Origin of the sequence: Methylobacterium brachiatum (assembly GCF_020523825.1) — a bacterium.
Taxonomy (GTDB): domain Bacteria; phylum Pseudomonadota; class Alphaproteobacteria; order Rhizobiales; family Beijerinckiaceae; genus Methylobacterium; species Methylobacterium brachiatum.
Window position 1 is genome coordinate 19,814 of record NZ_JAJALK010000011.1, and the last position, 21,110, is coordinate 40,923.

The following is a 21,110-nucleotide window of genomic DNA, read 5'->3' on the forward strand; positions in this document are numbered from 1 at the left end:
TCACCCGACCGTCAGCTTCGGATCCGCGTCACGACGCCCGCCGCAGGGTGATCCGCGTCAGCTCGGACGGGCTACCCAGCCGAAGGGCGAAGCCGGGCCACAGCGCTGTGCCGTTGCTGACGTAAAGCAGCATGCCCCCGACCCGGTACGCGCCGGAGACGAACCCGGCATTGCCGCGCGCCACCAGCCGGTCCAGGCCGCGGATCATGCCGCCATGGGTATGCCCCGACAGCTGCAGCGCCACCCCGCGCGCCGCGGCCCGCGCCGCCCGGGCCGGCTGGTGATCGAGCAGCACGATCGGCGCGCCCGCCGGGGCCCCTGCTAGGGCGGCCTCCAGGTCGGGCCCCGGATGGCCGGTGGCGGGGGCCGAGCGATCGGTGACGCCCGCCAGCACCAGCGCATGGTCGTCGCGCCGCAGGACCGTGTGGGCGTTGGCGAGGATGCGGATCCCCAGCCCCGCGAGGTGGCGCATCCAGGCATCGTGATCGAAGAAGTATTCGTGGTTGCCCGGCACGGCCCAGACGCCGTCCCGCGCCCGCAAGGCGCGCAGGGGCTCGACATCGTCCCGCCGGGCCGCAAGCGAGCCGTCGATGAAGTCGCCCGTCACCGCGATCAGGTCGACCCCGAGATCGTTGGCGCGCGCGACGACGGCCCGCGCCCAAGCGGCCGGGAACAGCCGGCTGATATGCAGGTCGGTGAGGTGCAGCATCGTGTAGCCGTCGAAGCCGGGGGGCAGGTCCGCGATCGCGACGGTGAGGTCCTTCAACGGCGGCACGCGCACGGCCTGCCGCACCGCGATCGCCGCGAGGAGCGCCGCCGCGAGGGCAGCCGCGTAGCGCCAGGCGGCGGGGATCGCCCAACCACCCCCGGGGAGGGCCAGGGATGCCAGCGCCACGATGTCGAGGGCGAGCAGCATCAGGGCCACCAACGCGATCGCGCCGAACGCCCAGTTGAACAGCACCACCACCGGGCGGGGGAATTCGGGCGCGAAGACCGAGCCCGAGGAGATCCGGCTCCACAGGTGGTACTGGGACGCGACCAGCAAGACGCCGGCCAAGCCCAGCTTGAGCGCGAGCGGCCATGGCAGGGGCCACGCCCCCCGCGCGATGACGTAGAGAGCGGGCAGGCTGGGGATGAGGCGGATCATGGGCCGCTACATGGACCGGGCGACGACCCGAAGGCAAAGCGTGCCGCGATCCCGGGGATCTGCGGGCCCATTCGGATCCGCCGCCCGATCCGGACGCCGCACGGTTTCGGCCACACTCGCGACGTAAAGGCCGAGCTTGCCTAGAGAGATCGGCCTTGCCAATCTAAGCTTAGCCGTATGCGCGACTGATGTCGCCCGAAGCCTTACCGCATCGGGCCGCGGGTCATAGGAAGTCCGGGATGATGATCAGGGACGGTTGGAACGCCGGTGCCGGCGACAGGGACGAGGCGGCTCTGCGCGGGCGCCCGGCGGGGCTTCTCAGCCGCCGGTCGTTTCTGGCCGGATCGGCCGCCGGTCTCGGCGCGCTGGGACTGGCCGGCTGCGCGACATCCGACGGCCTGCTCCTCGCCGAGGCGGCGAAGGTCTACGGGCCGATGCCCGACGAGAAGTTCCCGATCCCGGCGGTCGACATCAGTAAGGTCAATCCGAAATATTATCGCCGGACGGTCCGCTACGACACGAAGGAAGCCGCCGGCACGATCATCGTCGATCCCAGCAACTACTACGTCTACCGCGTCGAGGGCGACGGATCCGCCACCCGGTACGGCGCCAATGTCGGCCGCGACGGGTTCCTGTGGAGCGGCGACGCCTATGTCGGGCGCAAGTCCGAATGGGCGACCTGGACGCCGCCCAAGGAGATGATCAAGCGCCAGCCCGAGGCGGCGAAATACGCCCGCGGTATGCCGGGCGGCCTCGACAACCCGCTGGGCGCCCGCACCCTCCATCTCTACCAGAACGGCGCCTATACGCTCTACACGATCTACGCCAGCAGCGACCCCGAATCGATCGGCTCGGGAATCACGAGCGGCTGTGTCGGCCTGCTCAGTCAGGACATGATCCACCTCTACGCGCGCACGCCGGTCAAGACGAAGGTGGTCGTCCTGCCGGCGTAGAAGGCGGATCTTCGGCTCACGCCGCCCGCACGGTGGCGAGGAAGCGCGAGACCTCGGCGCCGAGATGCTCCGACTGGCGCGACAGCTCGCCGGCCGCATCGAGCACCTGGCTGGCCGCGGAGCCGGTCTCCTCGGAGGCCTGGGCGACGCCGGCGATGTTGGTCGTGACCTCGTTGGTCCCGATGGCCGCCTGGGCGACGTTGCGGACGATCTCCTGGGTCGCCGCCCCCTGCTCCTCGACGGCCGCGGCGATCGAGGTCGCCACCGAATCGATCTCCCGGATGCGGGCCGTGATCCCTTCGATGGCCGAGACGGCCTGGCCGGTCACGCCCTGGATCTGGCCGATCTGCTGGCTGATCTCCTCCGTCGCCCTGGCGGTCTGCGCGGCCAGCTCCTTCACCTCGGACGCCACCACGGCGAAGCCCCGACCCGCCTCCCCGGCGCGGGCCGCCTCGATGGTGGCGTTCAGGGCCAGCAGGTTGGTCTGGCCGGCGATGTTCGAGATCAGCCCGACCATGTCGCCGATACGGGTGGCCGCCTGGCTGAGCGCCTGGACGAGATGGTGCGTCTCGTCCGCCTCGCCCACCGCAGCCTGGGCGAGGTTGGCCGAGCCGAGGACCTGCCGGCCGATCTCCTGGACCGACGAGCCGAGCTCCTCGGCGGCGGCCGCGACGGTCTCGACATTGGCGGCGGCCTCCTCGGCGGCGGCGGCCACCGTGGTCGACTGGCTGGCGGTCTCGGTGGCGCTCGCCGTCATGGTCTGGGCGGTCGCCTGCAGCTCGGTGGCCGAGGACGAGACCAGGCCGACGATGCCGCCCACGGCGCGCTCGAACCCGTCGGCGAGCTCCAGCATCGTCCGGGTCCGCTCGGCAGCGGCAGCGGCGTCGGCGGCGCGCCGGATCTCGGCCTCCTCGGCGGCCTTCCGGGCCACCATCGCCTTGATGCCCTCGACCGCCTTGCCGACCGCGCCGATCTCGTCCTTGCGGGCGGCCTCCGCGATCTCGGCGTCGATCTCGCCCCGGGCCATCCGCTGCAGCACGGAGACGAGGCGGTCGAGCGGGCGGGTGATGCCGATGGCGGAGATGAACACGGCCGCGAGCAGGCCGGCCAGCATCCCCAGGGCGCTGAACAGGATCAGGCTGAAGCAGGTCGCGTTGGTCTGGTCCGTGAGGTCGTCCGAGCCTTTCCCCATGTAGGTGGCGATGTCGTCGGCGAGCGTGTTGCCGTTCTCCACCAGCTCGGAGAAGACCGGATCCAGCGCGGTGTGGACCAGCGCGATGGCCTTGTCGTTCTGGTTGCTGGTGCCGAGCCGGCGCACCTCGCCGACATCGCGCATGAACCGCTCGATACGCCCGTTCTGCTGGTCGATCCGGGCGGTGAAGGTGGGAGCGCTCTTGCGCAGGGTTTCGAGGGTCGGCTTCACCTTGAGCACGGCGGCCTCGAAGCCGCGATTGGCGCTCTGCATCTGCGCCTCTTCGGTCTCGGCGATGATTCGGTAGACCCAGTAATTGAGCTCGAACACCAGCCGGTTGAGCCGCCGGGCCTCGGCGGTCGCGGCCGCCTCGTTGTTGATGAAGGCGCTGTAATCCTGATCGATCTGGCGCATCCGCGACTGGGCGTACCAGACGCAGCCGCCGACGATGACGCCGATCAACGTGAGGATCACCATCAGCTTGGTGAAGATCCGGATGTTGGACAGGCGCAGCATGGAGCTTCCGTTTTGTTTGGCCCGGCCGGGCAGCACGGCATTGATGTCTACCAACGTTACAGCAAACGCGTTAAGCGTGCGCTAAAATCTGCATGTCACGCGTGAGGATGGTCAATTCTTGCCGCGAAGGCAATGTCGGATGCTTCGGAATCCCCATTCAACCGTCTGATATGGCAGGGTAGCGTCCGAAATTTGCGTATGAATACATGAAGTTCGGAATGAATACATTCCATAATTAAGTCATGAAGGAAATCGTGGGTTTATATGAGAGATCGTCCGATATTGGGCGGATCTGTCTTGGTAACCGCAGCCGGACATGGGCGGTCGCTGCCGTGGCGCTGTGCAGCCGCCGATCCGATGGGAATGGCGGCGGGCCGGCCCTTTCCGCGGCCGCGGGCCGGCGCCACATAGGCCACGTCCGACATTCTTCGCACGATCCGGAACCGCCGCCGCATGTCCAAGCCTGTCCACGCCATGATCCGCGTCCGCGACGAAGCGCGCGCGCGGGATTACTACGCGCGCGCCTTCGGCTTCGAAGTCGCGGACCGCTACGATTTCGACGACTTCACCCTGATCTACCTGCGCGACCCGGCCTCGCCGTTCGAGCTCGAGCTCACGGTCAACAAGGGCCGCGACAAGCCCTACGATCTCGGCGACGGCTACGGCCACATCGCCGTCGTGGTCGACGACGTCGAGGCCGAGCACGCCCGGCACGTCCGCGAAGGCTTTCCGGCCACCGACGTGAAGACGCTCAAGCACGGCGAGACCGTGCTGGCGCGGTTCTTCTTCGCCACGGACCCGGACGGCTACAAGATCGAGGTCATCCAGCGCGGCGGCCGCTTCGCCTGAGCGTTCCGCCCTCCCGCCACACGCCACAGCCGAGCCTCATGCCCGAGACCACCCGCATCATCTGCATCCGCCACGGCGAATCGACCTTCAACGCCGCCCGCCGGCAGGGCGGCAGCGATCCCGGCCTCCTCGACGCCCGGCTGACCCCACGGGGCCAGGCCCAGGCCTCTGAGGCGCGGGAGCGCCTGAGGGACATCCCGTTCGAGCTGGTGGTGGTCTCGCCGCTGACCCGGGCGATCGAGACCGCCGCGATCCTGTTCGGCGAGCACCCGAGCCGGCCGCGCGTGCTGGTCGAGGTGCTGCACCGGGAATGCCAGGAGAGCAGCTGCGACGTCGGCCGGGCGGCCTCCGAGATCGCCGCCGAGTTCCCGCATATCGATGTCGGGCACCTGCCCGAAGTGTGGTGGCATGCCGAGCCCGGCTGCGAGGTCGGCGGCTACCCGGTGGAGCCGCGGCACCTGTTCGATGCCCGCGTCGCCGGATTCCGGGACTGGCTGCGGGCGCGCCCCGAGACGACCATCGCGGTGGTCGGCCACGGGACGTTCTTCTACCACCTCACCGGCACGTTCCTGGAGAACTGCGCCTCCGTCGAGCTGGACCTCGCCGCCGAACCCGTCCTGGCCTGATCAGGCCGGGACCCGGCCCCGGGCGGCATCGAGGCGCGCGCGGGCGCCGCGGAGGTCGATCTCCGGCGCCTGCCGGCCGATCGCCAGGGCATCGTCGAGGATCGCGCAGGCCCGCGCCCAGACGTCCGGCACGAACGGGGCCGCGCCCTCGGCGACCTCGGCGGCGCAGCGAGCATCCTCGGCGGCGCGCTGGGCCGCCGTCGCGGTGCGGGCGACCGCGGATTGCAGGGCGCCGTCCCGCCAGCGCCGCGCCCGGGCCGCCTCCTGCGCGAGCGCGCCGCCCTGCCACGCGGCCGACCGCGCCGCCGCCAGAGCCAGGGGCAAGTCCGGCGCGCCGGCGCAGGCCTCCTCATGCTCGGCCATGCCGGCCCGGGCGCAGAGCGGCGCCAGGATCCGCCGGATGCTCTCCAGCGCAAGGCGCCGGGTGCGGGCGGCCTCGACCTCCGGCCGGTCGGCGCTGCCCGACAGCCGCAGCACGAAGGCGATGAGCTGCGTTCGGGCCTCGTCCGGCATCGCGTCGTTGAGGCCGAGCGCGTAGGCCGCGATCGGCCTCGAGAAGCAGGGCGGGCAATCGGCGCTGGAGCGGATCGCCCGGTAGGGCAGCCCCGCGGCCACGATCGCCGCCTCGTTGATGCAGGTCCCGCCATCGGGGCCTGGGAAGGGATGCGATCCGGCCAGCAGGCGCCAGTTCAGGATCGTCTGGAAGTCGGCGTGCATCCGCGCTCCTCCACCGCAAGAATGCAGCGTGACACGCGCAAGTCCCGTTGGCGAGACGCGATTTCGCGTCCGGTCCCCCAGATGCCAGGGCTCTGCCCTGGACCCGCAAGAGGTCTCGGCCTTTTGAATCCGGGATTCAGCCGCCGAGATTCAGCGCGAGGCCGGACAGCATCGCCACGCCCAGCACCAGCACGAAGGCGGCGGCCAGCAATTCCAGGCCGCCGATCGCCAGCACGCCCCCCTGGCCGCGGCCGCCCGCGAGCCGCAGGGCCGCGCGCTTGGCGAAGACCGCCAGGCAGGCCAGGGCCGTGGTGGTCAGAGCCGTGCCCAGAGCCATGGCCAGGACCGCCAGGACCCCCGCCCCCGGTACCCCCTGCGAGACCGCGAAGACCAGGACGAGCACCGCCCCGGCGCAGGGGCGCGATCCCGCCGCCAGGACCACGCCGGCCCGCGCGCGCCAGCCATCGAGGGCGTCGATGGTCCGGGCATCGGGCAGGTGGGCGCAGCCGGGGCCGCAGGGCGTCCCGAGCTGGACGAGCTGCCCGGCCTTGCGCCAGGTCAGCGCCAGCCCGACCAGGGCGACGAGGGCGAAGCTGACGGTCTCGATCAGGGTTCCGGCCCGGGTCACGCTCGCCGCGGTGGCATTGAGCACCACGGTGCCGATCCCGACGATCGCCCCCGCGACGAGGGCCTGGAGCAGGGCCGCGCAGGCGCTGAGCGCGCAGCCCCGGCGCAGGGCCCGCTCCCCGGCCAGGATGTAGCCGGCGATCACCGCCTTGCCGTGGCCGGGACCGGCGGCGTGGAACACGCCATACGCGAAGGCCAGGCCGACCAGCGGCGTCCAGTCGCCGCCGCCCTTCAGCGCCACGACAGCGGCGTTGAGGTTGCGGGAAAAACTCGCCTGCAGGGCCAGGATCACGCCGCCGAGGCCGGTGGCGGCCGGGGCCGCCTCACGGAAGCCGATGCCGAAGGGCGAGCGCGGCGGCGGCGCCGCAATCCCGGGAGCGATGAGCCAGGCCAGCCCGGCGGCCACGCCGGCGGCCAGCACGACGGCGCCGGCCATCAGCCCCAGCCGCAGCCCGAGCCGCCCGAACCGGGGCGGCGCCGCGATGCCGATCCCTACGGACACGCGACCAGGACCCGGCTGGCGAACTGGACGCCGTAGGACGAGGCCGCCGTGAGCGCCTCGAAGAACGCCTCGGTCATGCCCGGAGAGCCCGCCTCGGCGGTCTTGGGCTGCTCCGTCTTCGGCCGGGTCACGGTGGCGGCGCAGCCCTGCGGCGCGCCCGCGAGGGTGGCGGCGTCCGAGCCTTCCGCGAACGAGAAGGCGACGAAGTAGGTCGGGTCGTAGACCTCCAGGGCGGCCACGCCCCGTCCCTGCTGGATCGGCACCTTGAGCGGCAGCAGGAAGCTCAGCACCAGGGCCTTGCCGTCCAGGCGCATCGCCGGCTCCTTCGGGTCGGCGAAGGCCTGGTCCTTGCCGCCGACCTTCAGCTTCGTGAAGTAGCCGAATTCGGCGAGATTCGCGGTGTTCTCGGCGGCGAGCCCGGCTAGCTCGTCGGGCGCCAGCCTGCCGTCCTTGTTGGCGTCGAGGCCCTGGGTGACGAAGGCCGTGTATTCCGGGTCGAAGCTCCAGGTGTCGCGCACGCCGACGAGCTTGCCGTCCTGGTAGACGAGCTGCGCCTTCGCGGTGACCCAGACATGGGGATGGGCGGACGCGGCGGTGGCCGCGCAGGCGAGGCCGGCGGCCAGGACCAGGGCGGCCGTCTTGGGGAAAGGCGCGGCGATCGGCATGGGGCGGCGGCACGCTCGCTGCAGAGGGGGGACCACGAGAAACGCGGCCCCTTCCTCATCCGCTGGTTGGGCGAAAGCGAGGCACCGGGCGCGGGTGGCGGCCCGAAACGATCACTCCTGCGCGTCCAGCCCCATCAACTGGAAGCTCGTGCGCAGGTCGTTCGACATCGGGATGTCGAGGCGCTCGCCGTTGGGCAGGCGCTTCAGGAACCAGCGCTCGTAGGTCCAGCGCAGTTCGCGCGATTCGGCGAGCCGGGTGAAGGTCTGGGTGACGATCCCGGCGAGCTCGGGATCGTCCTTGCGGAACATGATGCCGTAGGGCTCGTAGGAGAGCTTGTCGGGCAGCACCGTGTAGGTCGCCCCGTCCTGGCTGTCGGTGGCGATCAGCCCGTAGAGCAGCACGTCGTCGGTGGCGAAGGCGTCCGCCTGGCCGGCCTTCACCATCGCGTAGGACGCGGCATGGTCGGGCGCCGTCACGATCTGCGCCTGGATCTTGAGCTTGGCCAGCAGGTCGCGCACCGCCTTCTCGTTGGTGGTGCCGGCCGTGACCACGACGGTCTTGCCGCCGAGGTCCCGATAGGAGGCGATGCCGGAGCCCTTCTTCACCAGCAGCTGCGTGGCGCTGATGTAGTCGACCGGCGAGAAGGCGACGCTCCGGCGCCGCTCGGCATTTGCGGTGGTCGAGCCGCATTCGAGGTCGATCTTCCCCGAGGTCAGGGCCGGAATGCGCGTCTCTGCGGTGACCGGCTCGTACCGGACGGCCACTTTCCGGCCGATCGCGGCCTGGATGTCGTCGGCGATCTCGCCGCACAGGTCGATGGCGTAGCCGATCACCCGGGGGCTGCCGTCCCGGTGCTTGCCCTCCACGAAGGAGAACGGCACCGAGCTCTCCCGGTAGCCGAGCACGATCTCGCCCCGCTCGGCCACGCGCTTGAGCGTGCCGGTGAGCACCTCGATGGCGGCGGCGGGGCGCGGGAGCCCCGCCAGCGCCAGGGCGAGGACGCCCGCCAGGACCGAGCCGCACCGCATCGCCGACATCCCGTGCCCTCCCCGTGACCCCGTGCCGTCCTACTCGGCCGGTGAGGGGACCGTGCCGACATGGTCGAGGCGCTGGTCGGTGGCGGTGAGCTGGCCCTCCCACTTGGCCACCGCCACGGTGGCGATGCTGTTGCCGAGCACGTTGGTCGCCGAGCGGCCCATATCCAGGAACTGGTCGATGCCGATGATCAGCAGCAGGCCGGCCTCGGGGATGTTGAACTGCGCCAGCGTCGCCGAGATCACCACCAGCGAGGCGCGCGGCACGCCGGCCATGCCCTTCGAGGTGACCATCAGCAGGAACAGCATCGTGAGCTGCTGCCCCCAGGAGAGCGGGATGTTGTAGGCCTGGGCGATGAACATCACTGCGAAGGTGCAGTACATCATCGAGCCGTCGAGGTTGAACGAGTAGCCCATCGGCAGCACGAACGAGGTGATGCGGTTGGGCACGCCGAACTTCTCGAGGTTGGTCAGCATCTTCGGGTAGGCCGCCTCGCTCGACGCGGTCGAGAAGGCGAGCACGAACGGCTCCTTGATCAGGTTGAACAGCCGCATGATGCCGCCGCCCCCGAGCATCAGGAAGCCGACGCCCATCAGCAGCGCCCAGAGCACCGCGAGCCCGGCATAGAACTCGACCAGGAACTTGCCGTAGGTGACCAGGACGCCGATCCCCTGCGTCGTGATCGTCGCCGCGATGGCGGCGAACACCGCCACGGGGGCGAACAGCATCACGTAGCCGGTCACCTTGAGCATGACGTCGGCCAGGCCCTCGATGCCCTGGGCCAGGAAGTGCCCCTTCTCGCCCAGCGCCGCCAGGGCGACGCCGAAGAAGATCGAGAACACCACGATCTGCAGGATCTCGTTGTTGGCCATCGCCTCCACGGCGCTCTTGGGCACCAGGTGGGTGACGAATTCCTTCAGCGACAGCGAGGCGGTCTTGAGGCCGGTGCCGGCGCCGACATCGGGCAGCGGCAGGTTCAGGTTGTGGCCCGGCTGCATCAGGTTGACCAGGATCAGCCCCAGCATCAGCGAGCAGAACGAGGCGCCGACGAACCACAGGAGCGCCTTGCCGCCGACCCGGCCGACCGCGGCGGTGTCCCCGAGATGCGCGATGCCGACCACCAGGGTCGAGAACACCAGCGGCGCGATGATCATCTTGATGAGGCGCAGGAAGATGTCCGACACGAGGGCGATGTAGCCGGCGATCTCCTTGGCGGTCTGCGGATCCGGCCAGGTGATGCTGCAGGCGTAGCCCACCGCGATCCCGAGCAGCATACCGATGAAAATCAACGTGGTGAGCCGTGAACCCGACATCGGTACTGCTCCTCGTCGCCGCCCGGGATGGACCAGCATTGATTTTCGTTAACGTGAAGCACGAACTACGCCAGGCGCAAGCCCATTCGGGGCTTGTTACTGACCTGCCCGACTGTTTTCTCGGGACGTTCGCCCGGGGTTGAAACCTGTGGCCGGAACGACGCAGCTGCGGTACGGGACTTGCTCTCCCAGCTCGCCTGCCGTCTCTGCAGGCTGGACGAAAAACCTGCGCCCGCGAGAATACATGGACGTCTTCGTACAACAGCTGATAAACGGGCTCACGCTCGGCTCGATATACGGTCTGATCGCGATCGGTTACACGATGGTGTTCGGCATTATTGGAATGGTGAACTTCGCCCACGGCGATGTGTTCATGGTGTCGTGCTTCATCGCGCTGATCACCTTCCTTCTTCTAACGACCTGGCTGGGCGTTAGTTCGATCGCCCTGGCGTTCCTGGTCGTCCTCGTGGTCGCCATGATTCTGACCGCCCTGTGGGGCTGGGCGATCGAGCGCATCGCGTACCGGCCGCTGCGCGGCTCGTTCCGGCTGGCGCCGCTGATCTCGGCGATCGGCGTCTCGATCTTCCTCTCGAACTTCGTCCAGGTGGTGCAGGGCGCGCGCAACAAGCCGACGCCGCCGATGCTCTCGGGCGGCATCACGCTGTTCGAGCGCGACGGCTACGCGGTGTTCCTGGCCTACAAGCAGTGCCTGATCATGGCGGTCACGGCCGTGCTGCTCACCGGCTTCTGGTACCTCGTGCAGCGGACCCCGTTCGGCCGGGCGCAGCGCGCCTGCGAGCAGGACCGCAAGATGGCCGCACTGCTGGGCATCGACGTCGACCGGACGATCTCGCTGACCTTCGTGCTCGGCGCCGCCCTGGCCGCCGTCGCGGGCGTCCTCTACCTGATGTATTACGGCGTCGTGTCCTTCTCGGACGGGTTCGTGCCCGGCGTGAAGGCCTTCACCGCGGCGGTGCTCGGCGGCATCGGCTCGCTGCCCGGCGCCGTGCTCGGCGGGCTGATCATCGGGCTGATCGAGACCTTCTGGTCGGCCTATTTCTCCATCGAGTACAAGGACGTCGCCGCGTTCTCGATCCTGGCCATCGTGCTGATCTTCATGCCGTCTGGCATCCTGGGCCGGCCGGAGGTCGAGAAGGTCTGATGGCGAACTCCAAGCCCGCGACCCAAGCCGCCATCCCCGAATCGGCGATGGCCGGCATCCTGCGCGACGCCGCGCTCTACGCGCTCGTCGCCTTCGGCCTCTGCGTCCCGATCATCGCCTACCGGACCGATCCCGGCCCGGGCAGCGACCTGCTGCTGACCCCGCGCTGGGGCCTCGTGGCGTGCCTGTGCGCGGCGATCTTCGTCGCCCGCATCCTCCAGCGCCTGGTGCTCCTGCGCCGGGACGCGCGGCGCGCCCTGACCCCCTCCCCGGCCCAGGCCACCGAGGCGGTCCACGGCGAGCCCGATGCCGGCCAGAAGACGTCGAAGCTCGGCCTCTGGCTGTTCGTCGGCATCGCCCTGACCCTGCCGGCGATCGCCGCGGCGGCCACCGGCGGCCTCTCCTCGGCCCGCTACTGGATCGATCTCGGCATCCTGATCCTGACCTACGTGATGCTCGGTTGGGGCCTGAATATCGTGGTCGGCCTCGCCGGCCTGCTCGACCTCGGCTACGTCGCCTTCTACGCGGTCGGCGCCTATTCCTACGCGCTCCTTTCGACCACCTTCGGCCTGTCGTTCTGGATCTGCCTGCCGCTGGCGGGTGTGTTCGCCGGCCTGTGGGGGATGCTGCTCGGCTTCCCCGTGCTGCGCCTGCGCGGCGATTACCTCGCCATCGTGACGCTGGCCTTCGGCGAGATCATCCGCCTGGTGCTGATCAACTGGACGGACGTCACCGGGGGCGGCGCCGGCATCTCGTCGATCCCGCGGGCGACCTTCTTCGGCATCCCGTTCAGCGCCGGCGAGGACGGCTTCGCCGCCCGGTTCGGCATCCCCTACGATTCGATGCACCGGCTGGTGTTCCTCTACTACCTCATCCTGGCGCTGGCCCTGTTCACCAACTTCGTCACCTTACGCCTGCGCCGCCTGCCGATCGGGCGGGCCTGGGAGGCGTTGCGCGAGGACGAGATCGCGTGCCGGTCGCTCGGGATCGACACGACGGCGACCAAGCTCACGGCCTTCGCCCTGGGGGCGGCGTTCGGCGGCATCGCCGGCTCGTTCTTCGCGGTGCGCCAGGGTTTCATCAGCCCGGAGAGCTTCAACTTCCTGGAGAGCGCGATCATCCTGGCGATCGTGGTGCTGGGCGGCATGGGCAGCCAGGTCGGCGTCGCCATCGCGGCGGTGGCCATGGTCGGCGGCCCGGAGATGCTGCGCAATCTCGGCTTCCTGAAAGCCGTGTTCGGCGAGGGCTTCGACCCCAACGAGTACCGCCTGCTGCTGTTCGGCCTCGCCATGGTGGCGATGATGGTCTGGCGGCCGCGGGGGCTGATCTCGGTGCGCCTGCCCTCGGTGTCGCTGGGCGAGCGCCGCGCCGTCTCGGGCGCGCATGTGAGCGAGGGGCACGGCTGATGGCGCTTCATCCGGAACCCCGGGCGCAGGCGCAGGCCTCCGCCCCGCCGGTGCTCGCCGTCGAGCACCTGACCATGCGGTTCGGCGGGCTCACCGCCGTCTCCGACCTGTCCTTCGAGGCCAGGCGCGGGGACATCACCGCCCTGATCGGCCCCAACGGGGCCGGCAAGACCACGGTGTTCAACTGCATCACCGGCTTCTACAAGCCGACCGAGGGCATGCTGCGGCTCGCCCATGCCGACGGCACCACGCACCTGCTGGAACGGCTGCCCAACCACGCGGTCAACAGCACCGCCCGGGTGGCCCGGACCTTCCAGAACATCCGCCTGTTCCAGGGCATGACGGTGCTGGAGAACCTGCTGGTCGCCCAGCACAAGCCGCTGATGCGCGCCTCCGGCTACACCCTGTTCGGGCTGCTCGGCCTCAAGGGCTACCGGGATGCGCAAGGGGAGGCGATCGAGCGGGCCAAGGCCTGGCTCGACCGGATCGATCTGATGGCGCGGGCCGACGACCCGGCCGGCGCCCTGCCCTACGGTGCCCAGCGCCGGCTGGAGATCGCCCGGGCGATGTGCACCGATCCGGTGCTGCTCTGCCTCGACGAGCCGGCCGCGGGCCTCAACCCGCGCGAATCGGCCGAGCTCAACGCGCTGCTGCGCCATATCCGCGACGCGCACGACACCTCCGTGCTGCTGATCGAGCACGACATGTCGGTGGTGATGGAGATCTCGGACCACGTGGTCGTGCTGGATTACGGCCAGAAGATCGCCGACGGCACCCCGACCGAGGTGCGGGCGGACCCGAAGGTGATCGCCGCCTATCTGGGCGTCGAGGATGACGAGGTGGAAGCCGTGGAGGCCGAGGTCGGCATCACCGTGCCGCACGGGGACCCGACCCTTCCGGACGTGAACCGCTCGGAGGCGTCGCTATGAGCGTGGCCGGCATCAACGTCCTGGTCGAGGAGACCCGGGCGATCCAGGCGGGGGGCAAGCCCCCGCTCCTCGCGGTGCGCGACGTCTCGACCTATTACGGCAGCGTCGCCGCCCTCCGGGGCGTCGATATCGACGTCGCCGAGGGCGAGATCGTGACCCTGATCGGCGCCAACGGCGCCGGGAAGTCGACCCTGATGATGACGATCTTCGGCAGCCCGCAGGCGCGCACCGGGACGATCACCTATGACGGGCGCGACATCACCCGGATGCCGACCCACGCCATCGCCCGGCTCGGCGTCGCCCAGTCGCCGGAGGGCCGCCGGGTCTTCGCGCGCATGAGCGTGTTCGAGAACCTCCAGATGGGCGCCTCGCTCCACGGCGAGCGCTACTTCCAGGAGGATCTCGAGAAGGTCTGCACCCTGTTCCCGCGGGTGAAGGAGCGCCTGCACCAGCGCGCCGGCACGATGTCGGGCGGCGAGCAGCAGATGCTCGCCATCGCCCGCGCCCTGATGAGCCGGCCGCGCCTGCTGCTCCTCGACGAGCCGTCGCTCGGCCTGGCGCCGCTCGTGGTGAAGGGCATCTTCGACGCGATCCGCGAGCTGAACCGCACGGACGGCATGACGATCTTCCTGGTCGAGCAGAACGCCTACCACGCCCTCAAGCTCGCCCATCGCGGCTACGTGCTGGTCAACGGCCGGGTGACGATGAGCGGGACCGGGCGGGCCCTGCTCGACGATCCGAACGTCAAGGCCGCCTATCTGGAGGGGGGCCATACCGGCCCGGTCGGGGCATGAGCATGCTTCAGGGGATCCTGTACGAGGAGCAATCGGCCTGGCTGTTCCTGCTCGTCACCGTAGTGATGGGCGGCTGGGCCGGCTGGATGGCCGCCCGCGCGATCGCCCGGGGCTGGCGGCCGTTCTGGCAATGCCTGGGGGCCCTGCTCCTCGTGGCCGCTTCCGTGCGCTTCATCCATTTCGCGCTGTTTTCGGGCACGCTGGTCTCGCTGCACTACTATGCGATCGACGCGATCGTGGTCATGATCATCGGCACGGTGGGCTTTCGGTTCACGCGCACGCGCCAGATGACGAGCCAGTACCGCTGGCTCTACGAGAAGACCTCTCCGCTGACGTGGCGCGAACGCACGCCCGTCTCCGGCGGGGTCGGGTGAGTTCGGCCGGATCCACCGGACCGGACTAACGATCGAAGGGGATGTTCGCGATGAGATCGATTCTGCTGGCCGGGCTCGCCCTCGGCACGATGATCGCTGCGGCACAGGCGGCTGAGGTGAAGCTCGGCATCGCCGCGCCGATCACCGGCAACAGCGCCGCCATCGGGGCGCAGATCAAGAACGGCGCCAGCCAGGCGGTCGAGGACCTCAACAAGGCCGGCACCCTGAAGGGCACGACCCTGACCGTCACGGTCGGCGACGACGCCTCCGACCCCAAGCAGGGCGTCTCGGTGGCCAACAAGTTCGCCAGCGACGGCGTGAAGGTGGTGGTCGGCGACTATAATTCCGGCGTGTCGATCCCGGCCTCCGACGTCTATCTCGACGCCGGCATCATCCAGGTCACCCCGGCTTCCACGAACGTGAAGTTCACCGAGCGCGGGATGTGGAACACGTTCCGCACCTGCGGCCGCGACGACCAGCAGGGCGCGGTGGCGGGCGCCTATCTCGTGGCGAACTTCAAGGACAAGAAGATCGCCTTCGTCCACGACAAGACCCCCTACGGCAAGGGCCTGGTCGACGAGACCCTGATGGTGCTCAAGGCCAAGGGCGTGAAGCCGGTGATGTTCGAGGGCATCAACCCGGGCGAGAAGGATTACTCGGCGCTGGTCTCGAAGCTGAAATCGGCCAATGTCGACGTGGTCTATTTCGGCGGCTACTACACCGAGGCCGGCCTGATCCTGCGCCAGATGCGTGACCAGGGCCTCAAGGCCCCGATGATGGGCGGCGACGGCATGGTCGACCGCGAGCTGGTGGCGATCGCCGGCCCGGCCGCCGAGGGCACGCTGACCACCTTCCCGCCGGATGCCCGCAAGAACCCGAACGCCAAGGCGGCGCTGGCGGCGTTCAAGGCCAAGAACATCGATCCTGAGGGCTACACGCTCTACTCCTACGCGGCCGTGCAGGTTCTGGCCAAGGCGATGGCCGAGACGGGCTCCAGCGACGGCAAGAAGCTCGCCGAATGGCTGCACCAGGGCAAGCCGGTCGACACGGTGGTCGGCCCGATCGCCTACGACAAGAAGGGCGACATCACCCGGCCGGACTACGTCCTGTACGAGTGGAAGAAGGGCGCCGACGGCAAGATCGACTACACCGGCAACGAACTGACCAAGTAGTCCGACCCGCATTCCGGGCCGACGCCGTCCTGCATCGCTATGCGGGGCGGCGTCTCTGTGTTCGGCGCGGTGGATTCGTCAGCCTTAATCGTTATTGCGGCCGCACCGCCGCGTGCGTACGCCCAAGAATTGTGCATGATGCCGGCGGCACGGGGAGCAGGGTGTCTCGACGGGCCGGAGGAGGCCGAATGACGGCGGAGGGGCACGCAACCGTGGACGCTCGCGCGGCGGCGGCTGGTCCTGCGTCGTCTGCCACGGTCCCGCGCGGCACCGCGGCCGGCCTCCCGGCACCATCATTGCAAAGGCCTCGCCCGAGCGGGCGGGCCCGAGCGCCGAGCCGCCAGCCGATCCCGTTCGGCCTGATCCAGGAGTTCCGTACCGATGCAGTCTGATATCGCTCGCCGCGGCCTTGCCGCGGCGCTCGGCCTGAGCCTCGCCCTGGCCCCCCTCAGCCTGCGGGCCGAGGAACTGACCGGTACCCTCAAGAAGGTGAAGGATAGCGGGGCCATCGTCATCGGCTACCGCGACGCCTCGGTGCCGTTCTCCTATCTCGGCGGCGACCAGAAGCCGATCGGCTACGCCCTCGACATCTGCTTCAAGATCGCCGACGCCGTGAAGGCCAATCTCGGCCTGCCGAACCTCGAGGTGAAGCTCAACCCGGTCACCTCCGCCACCCGCATCCCGCTGATGGCGAACGGCACGATCGACCTCGAATGCGGCTCGACCACCAACAACGCCGAGCGCGAGAAGCAGGTGAACTTCACCAACTCGCACTTCCTGACCGCGACCCGCTACGTCTCGAAGAAGTCGGCCAACCTGCACACGATCGACGACCTGAAGGGCAAGACCGTCGTGTCGACCTCGGGCACCACGAACATCAAGCAGATCAACGAGGCCAACACCGAGCGCAAGCTCGGCCTGACGATCCTGCCCGCCAAGGACCATGCCGAGGCGTTCCTGATGGTCGAGACCGGCCGCGCCGTGGCCTTCGTGATGGACGACGTGCTGCTCGCCTCGCTGGCGGCCTCCGCCAAGGACCCCTCGGCCTACGAGATCTCCACCGAGGCCCTGTCGAAGCCCGAGCCCTACGGCATCATGGTGCGCAAGGACGACCCGGCCTTCAAGAAGGTCGCGGACGAGGCCACCGCCAAGCTCTACACGAGCCCCGAGGGCAAGGCGCTCTACGACAAGTGGTTCACCAAGCCGATCCCGCCGCGCAACATCAACCTCAACCTGCCGATGAGCGCGGAGATGAAGAAGCAGTTCACCACGCCGATCGCCAGCCCCGATCCGGCGGCCTACTGAGCGTTCGCCGCGAATGATGCGCACCGCGGGACCGATCCCGCGGTGCGTGTTTGCAAGATCAGGATAGAACCGGCGCGATGAACTACAACTGGAACTGGCGGATCTTCTTCGACGCCTCGCCGGAGGGCACCGGCACCTATCTCGACATGCTGCTCTCCGGGCTCATGTGGACGATCGCCACCGCCCTGTGCTCGTGGTTCATCGCGTTCTTCCTCGGCTCGTTGATCGGGGTGATGCGGACCCTGCCGTCCAAGACCGCCAACGCGATCGGGACAGCCTATGTCGAGCTGTTCCGCAACGTGCCGCTGCTGGTGCAGATGTTCCTCTGGTACTTCGTGCTGCCCGAGGTGGTGCCGACGCAGGTCGGCGACGCGATCAAGCAATTGCCCGACGCGCCGTTCTACACCGCGGTGGTGTGCCTGGGCTTCTTCACCGCCTCGCGGGTGGCCGAGCAAGTCCGGGCGGGCATCCAGTCGCTGCCGCGCGGACAGCGCATGGCCGGCACCGCGATGGGCTTCACGGTCTACCAGACCTACCGGTACGTCCTGCTGCCGAACGCCTACCGGATCATCCTGCCGCCGATGACCTCCGAATTCCTGAACAACCTGAAGAACACTTCCGTGGCCCTAACCATCGGCCTCCTGGAGCTGACCGCCCGGGCCCGCTCGATGCAGGAATTCTCGTTCCAGGTGTTCGAGGCGTTCACGGCGGCGACACTGCTCTACGTGATCATCAACCTCGTGGTTGTCACCGCCGCGACCTTCCTGGAGCGCGCCGTCACGATCCCGGGCCAGCGCTGAGGCGCCGGCCCGCCCCCCGACCTTCCCGCTCCGCCGGCGCACGGCCACCGCGAACAGGCCCCGATGCTCTCGAATTTCGACTTCAACGTCATCCTCTCGTCCCTGCCCTACCTCTTCGGTCAGGGCATGGTCTTCACGGTGACGCTCACCGCCATGGCGGCCGTCGGCGGCGTGATCATCGGCACGTTGCTGGCGATGGCCCGGCTGTCGAGCGTGCCGGGGCTCAGCCACATCGCCAAGGGCTATGTCGAGCTGTGCCGCTCGCTGCCGCTGGTGCTGGTGATCTTCTGGTTCTACTTCCTGGTGCCGTATATCGGCGCCTACGTGACCGGCGCCTCGACCCCGATCCAGGTCGGCGCCTTCCCGTCGGCGCTGATTACCTTCATGGCCTTCGAGGCGGCCTACTTCTCCGAGATCATGCGCGCGGGCATCCAGTCGATCCCCAAGGGGCAGACCGGGGCGGCCTTGGCGCTCGGCATGAACTACTGGCAGACCATGGCCAACGTCGTGCTGCCCCAGGCCTTCCGCAACATGCTGCCGCTGCTGCTGACCCAGACCGTGGTGCTGTTCCAGGACACCTCGCTGGTCTACGTGCTCTCGCTCACCGACTTCATGGGCGCCGCCTCGAAGGTCGCCCAGCGCGACGGCCGCCTCGTCGAGATGTATATCTTCGCGGCCATCGTCTACTTCGTGATCTGCTTCACGGCCTCGTTCCTGGTGCGTCGCCTGCAGCGCCGCGTCGCCATCATCCGCTGACCGACACTGGAGTCCGCGCCATGACCTCGACCCCGATGCCGGCCCCGTCCGTCAAGGAACCCGTCGCCGACGCCGCCCACGCCCCCCGGGATGCCGGGCTCCAGCCCGGCACCCTCGTCGCCGGCGTGCCGGATGCTGCGCCCGGCGAGACGATGATTTCCATCGACAACATCAGCAAATGGTACGGCGACTTCCAGGTGCTGACGAATTGCACCACCAAGGTCGCCAAGGGCGAGGTCGTGGTGGTCTGCGGCCCGTCGGGCTCGGGCAAGTCGACCCTGATCAAGTGCGTCAACGCCCTCGAGCCGTTCCAGAAGGGCCAGATCACGGTCGCCGGCACCAAGGTCGCCGACAAGGCGACCAACCTGCCCAAGCTCCGCTCCCGGGTCGGCATGGTGTTCCAGCATTTCGAGCTGTTCCCGCACCTGTCGATCACCGACAACCTGACCATCGCCCAGCGCAAGGTCCTGGGGCGCAGCGCCGAGGACGCGAAGAAGCGCGGCCTCGACCTGCTGGCCCGGGTGGGCCTGAGCGCCCATGCCGACAAGTTCCCCGGCCAGCTCTCGGGCGGCCAGCAGCAGCGCGTGGCGATCGCCCGGGCGCTCGCCATGAACCCGGTGGTGATGCTGTTCGACGAGCCGACCTCGGCGCTGGACCCCGAGATGGTCGGCGAGGTGCTCGACGTGATGGTGGAACTCGCCAAGGAGGGCATGACCATGATGGTCGTGACCCACGAGATGGGCTTCGCCCGCAAGGTCGCCGATCGGGTGATCTTCATGGATCGCGGCGAGATCGTCGAGGATGCCAAGAAGGAGGACTTCTTCGGCAGCCCCCGCTCCGAGCGCGCCCAGACCTTCCTGTCGAAGATCCTGCAGCACTGATTGTTTTGGGATTTGGCGTTCGCGCAAGATCGAGCGCTTCCCTCTTTCCGCTGCGGATTTCTGAATTCACCGACCCTCGGAGGAGGCGCAGGTTCCCTCTCCCGTGCGGGAGAGGGACAGGGTGAGGGGTGCGACCCTTCCGGAAAAGTCTGATCCCTCACCCCAACCCTCTCCCGCACGGGAGAGGGGGCACGTCGCGATCTGCGCGCGCCAAAATCTGAAGATCGTCGTCACTGCGGCAATAGGAAAGCGGCGCGCTTTTTCACGGCCGGCGACGCATCCGCGCGTCTAACCCACCCCCGCCTGCGCGGCCCGATACTCGCGCCCGTGCTGGCAATAGCCCTCGACGATGCGGATCATCATCGCGCGTTTCTCGGCGTCGAGGGGGGACAGGATCCGGGCCGGGCGGCCGCCCCAGAGATAGCCGGCCTCCAGGATCTGGCCGGGATCCGTGGTGGCGCCGGCCGCCAGCATGACGTCGTCGGCGATCAGCGTGCCGGGCGCCACCGTGGCGCCGATCCCGATCAGCGCCCGGGCGCCGATCCGGCAATCGGCGATCCGGACGTTGTGCGCGATGGTCGTGTCGCGCCCGATCACCACGCCCTCGGCCCGGGTGCGGATCGTGGTGTTGTCCTGGATGTTGGTGTCGGCCCCGACCACGATCGGCCCGACCTCGGCGTTCAGGTCGCAGCAGAACAGCACGCTGGCGCCGGCCCCGAGGCTGACCCGGCCGCGCAGGCGCGCGGTGCGGGCGACGAACACGCTGTCCTCGACCTCGGGCGGCCGCCCGGGATCTGCGGCCGCGCCGTCGCCCATCCGCTCGCGCAGGCGCTCGGCCCGCTCGGCGACCTCGTCCGGGCCCACCGGCCGGCTCGGCCGCGCCGGGCTGCCGGCATAGGCGTGGCCGCCTTCGAGCTTCATGCGGGGGAACACGGTCGCGCCGGCCTCGATCACCGTGTGGTCGCCGATCTCGGCCCCGTCGAGGATCACCACGTCGTCCTCGATCACGACGTCGGAGCCCACCGTGCAGGCATGCACGACGCTGTTGCGCCCGACCGTGACCCGGTCGCCGACCTGCGTCCCGTGGGTGAGCGTGGCGATATGCACCGTCGAGCGGTGGCCCAGCCAGAACCGGTCCCCGAGGGTGATGGCCTGCCCGTCGGCGCGGATCACCGCCTCGTCGCCGATCCAGGCCTGCGTGCCGATGCGGGCGGCGCCGATCACCGTGCTGCCGCGCCCGCACCAGACCGGGCGGCTCGCGAAATCCGGCAGGACGCCCGCGTAGGGCAGGATCAGGTCGGGGGTCACACGGTTATCCTTCTCCGCCGGTTGCCAACCGATCACGCCCGCGGGCGAATGCGGCTCAGCGTGCCATATAGAGGCGCGGC

At 69.2% G+C, this 21,110-nt stretch carries 21 protein-coding genes; 13 read left to right on the forward strand and 8 right to left on the reverse strand.

All coding sequences use genetic code 11. The features are described from left to right. Positions 1-28: 28 nt before the first annotated feature. On the reverse strand, positions 29-1,147 hold the full coding sequence (locus LGR69_RS21720) for a metallophosphoesterase (RefSeq protein ID WP_230367297.1): 1,119 nt from the start codon (positions 1,145-1,147) through the stop codon (positions 29-31). A gap of 242 nt (positions 1,148-1,389) precedes the next feature. On the opposite strand from LGR69_RS21720, the gene LGR69_RS21725 reads away from it, so the two are divergent. Then, positions 1,390-2,100: a L,D-transpeptidase gene (locus tag LGR69_RS21725; protein ID WP_039902777.1), complete on the forward strand. Its 711-nt coding sequence runs from the start codon at positions 1,390-1,392 to the stop codon at positions 2,098-2,100. A gap of 16 nt (positions 2,101-2,116) precedes the next feature. On the opposite strand, the gene LGR69_RS21730 is transcribed toward LGR69_RS21725, so the two are convergent. Beyond that, on the reverse strand, positions 2,117-3,808 hold the full coding sequence (locus LGR69_RS21730) for a methyl-accepting chemotaxis protein (protein WP_230367298.1): 1,692 nt from the start codon (positions 3,806-3,808) through the stop codon (positions 2,117-2,119). 453 nt (positions 3,809-4,261) lie between these two features. Between LGR69_RS21730 and LGR69_RS21735 the strand changes: the two genes are divergently transcribed. Then, on the forward strand, positions 4,262-4,657 hold the full coding sequence (locus tag LGR69_RS21735) for a VOC family protein (RefSeq protein WP_007562573.1): 396 nt from the start codon (positions 4,262-4,264) through the stop codon (positions 4,655-4,657). A 38-nt stretch (positions 4,658-4,695) separates the two neighbouring features. Further along, complete coding sequence (locus LGR69_RS21740; RefSeq protein WP_230367299.1) at positions 4,696-5,283, forward strand: histidine phosphatase family protein; 588 nt, start codon at positions 4,696-4,698, stop codon at positions 5,281-5,283. On the opposite strand, the gene LGR69_RS21745 is transcribed toward LGR69_RS21740, so the two are convergent. The 5 genes from LGR69_RS21745 to LGR69_RS21765 form a co-directional block, all read right to left on the reverse strand. Next, entirely contained in the window at positions 5,284-6,000 is a 717-nt protein-coding gene (locus LGR69_RS21745; protein WP_091863728.1) for a hypothetical protein, read from the reverse strand. A 136-nt stretch (positions 6,001-6,136) separates the two neighbouring features. Then, positions 6,137-7,129, reverse strand: coding sequence for a nickel/cobalt transporter (locus LGR69_RS21750; RefSeq protein ID WP_230367300.1), 993 nt, complete (start codon positions 7,127-7,129; stop codon positions 6,137-6,139). Beyond that, on the reverse strand, positions 7,120-7,794 hold the full coding sequence (locus LGR69_RS21755; protein ID WP_230367301.1) for a DUF1007 family protein: 675 nt from the start codon (positions 7,792-7,794) through the stop codon (positions 7,120-7,122). Before LGR69_RS21755 ends, LGR69_RS21750 begins: the two co-directional genes overlap by 10 nt. Before the next feature lie 111 nt (positions 7,795-7,905). After that, complete coding sequence (locus LGR69_RS21760; RefSeq protein ID WP_230367302.1) at positions 7,906-8,832, reverse strand: amino acid ABC transporter substrate-binding protein; 927 nt, start codon at positions 8,830-8,832, stop codon at positions 7,906-7,908. Positions 8,833-8,862: 30 nt separating this feature from the next. Then, positions 8,863-10,143 carry a dicarboxylate/amino acid:cation symporter gene (locus tag LGR69_RS21765; RefSeq protein ID WP_122160335.1) on the reverse strand — a complete coding sequence of 427 codons (1,281 nt, stop codon included), beginning with the start codon at positions 10,141-10,143 and terminating at the stop codon, positions 8,863-8,865. Between the two features lie 244 nt (positions 10,144-10,387). On the opposite strand from LGR69_RS21765, the gene LGR69_RS21770 reads away from it, so the two are divergent. The 10 genes from LGR69_RS21770 (at position 10,388) to LGR69_RS21815 (ending at position 19,722) form a co-directional block, all read left to right on the forward strand. Further along, entirely contained in the window at positions 10,388-11,305 is a 918-nt protein-coding gene (locus LGR69_RS21770) for a branched-chain amino acid ABC transporter permease (RefSeq protein ID WP_007562557.1), read from the forward strand. After that, positions 11,305-12,711, forward strand: coding sequence for a high-affinity branched-chain amino acid ABC transporter permease LivM (livM, locus tag LGR69_RS21775; protein ID WP_091863725.1), 1,407 nt, complete (start codon positions 11,305-11,307; stop codon positions 12,709-12,711). Before LGR69_RS21770 ends, livM begins: the two co-directional genes overlap by 1 nt. Beyond that, positions 12,711-13,640, forward strand: coding sequence for an ABC transporter ATP-binding protein (locus tag LGR69_RS21780; RefSeq protein ID WP_230367303.1), 930 nt, complete (start codon positions 12,711-12,713; stop codon positions 13,638-13,640). Before livM ends, LGR69_RS21780 begins: the two co-directional genes overlap by 1 nt. Beyond that, positions 13,637-14,434: an ABC transporter ATP-binding protein gene (locus LGR69_RS21785; protein ID WP_007562552.1), complete on the forward strand. Its 798-nt coding sequence runs from the start codon at positions 13,637-13,639 to the stop codon at positions 14,432-14,434. Before LGR69_RS21780 ends, LGR69_RS21785 begins: the two co-directional genes overlap by 4 nt. Further along, entirely contained in the window at positions 14,431-14,808 is a 378-nt protein-coding gene (locus LGR69_RS21790; protein ID WP_007562551.1) for a DUF6867 family protein, read from the forward strand. The genes LGR69_RS21785 and LGR69_RS21790 overlap by 4 nt, the downstream gene beginning before the upstream one ends. A 50-nt stretch (positions 14,809-14,858) precedes the next feature. After that, the gene (locus tag LGR69_RS21795; protein ID WP_230367304.1) at positions 14,859-15,980 is read left to right on the forward strand and encodes a branched-chain amino acid ABC transporter substrate-binding protein; all 1,122 of its coding nucleotides are present in this window, start codon (positions 14,859-14,861) and stop codon (positions 15,978-15,980) included. Between the two features lie 381 nt (positions 15,981-16,361). After that, complete coding sequence (locus LGR69_RS21800; protein WP_007562547.1) at positions 16,362-17,285, forward strand: amino acid ABC transporter substrate-binding protein; 924 nt, start codon at positions 16,362-16,364, stop codon at positions 17,283-17,285. Between the two features lie 77 nt (positions 17,286-17,362). After that, on the forward strand, positions 17,363-18,085 hold the full coding sequence (locus tag LGR69_RS21805; RefSeq protein ID WP_122160336.1) for an amino acid ABC transporter permease: 723 nt from the start codon (positions 17,363-17,365) through the stop codon (positions 18,083-18,085). Positions 18,086-18,148: 63 nt separating this feature from the next. Next, a complete protein-coding gene (locus LGR69_RS21810) occupies positions 18,149-18,841 on the forward strand; it encodes an amino acid ABC transporter permease (protein WP_007562543.1) in 693 nt (230 codons plus the stop codon). 152 nt (positions 18,842-18,993) lie between these two features. Continuing rightward, the gene (locus tag LGR69_RS21815; RefSeq protein ID WP_230367416.1) at positions 18,994-19,722 is read left to right on the forward strand and encodes an amino acid ABC transporter ATP-binding protein; all 729 of its coding nucleotides are present in this window, start codon (positions 18,994-18,996) and stop codon (positions 19,720-19,722) included. Between the two features lie 288 nt (positions 19,723-20,010). On the opposite strand, the gene LGR69_RS21820 is transcribed toward LGR69_RS21815, so the two are convergent. Next, entirely contained in the window at positions 20,011-21,030 is a 1,020-nt protein-coding gene (locus tag LGR69_RS21820; protein ID WP_230367305.1) for a gamma carbonic anhydrase family protein, read from the reverse strand. Positions 21,031-21,110 lie beyond the last annotated feature (80 nt).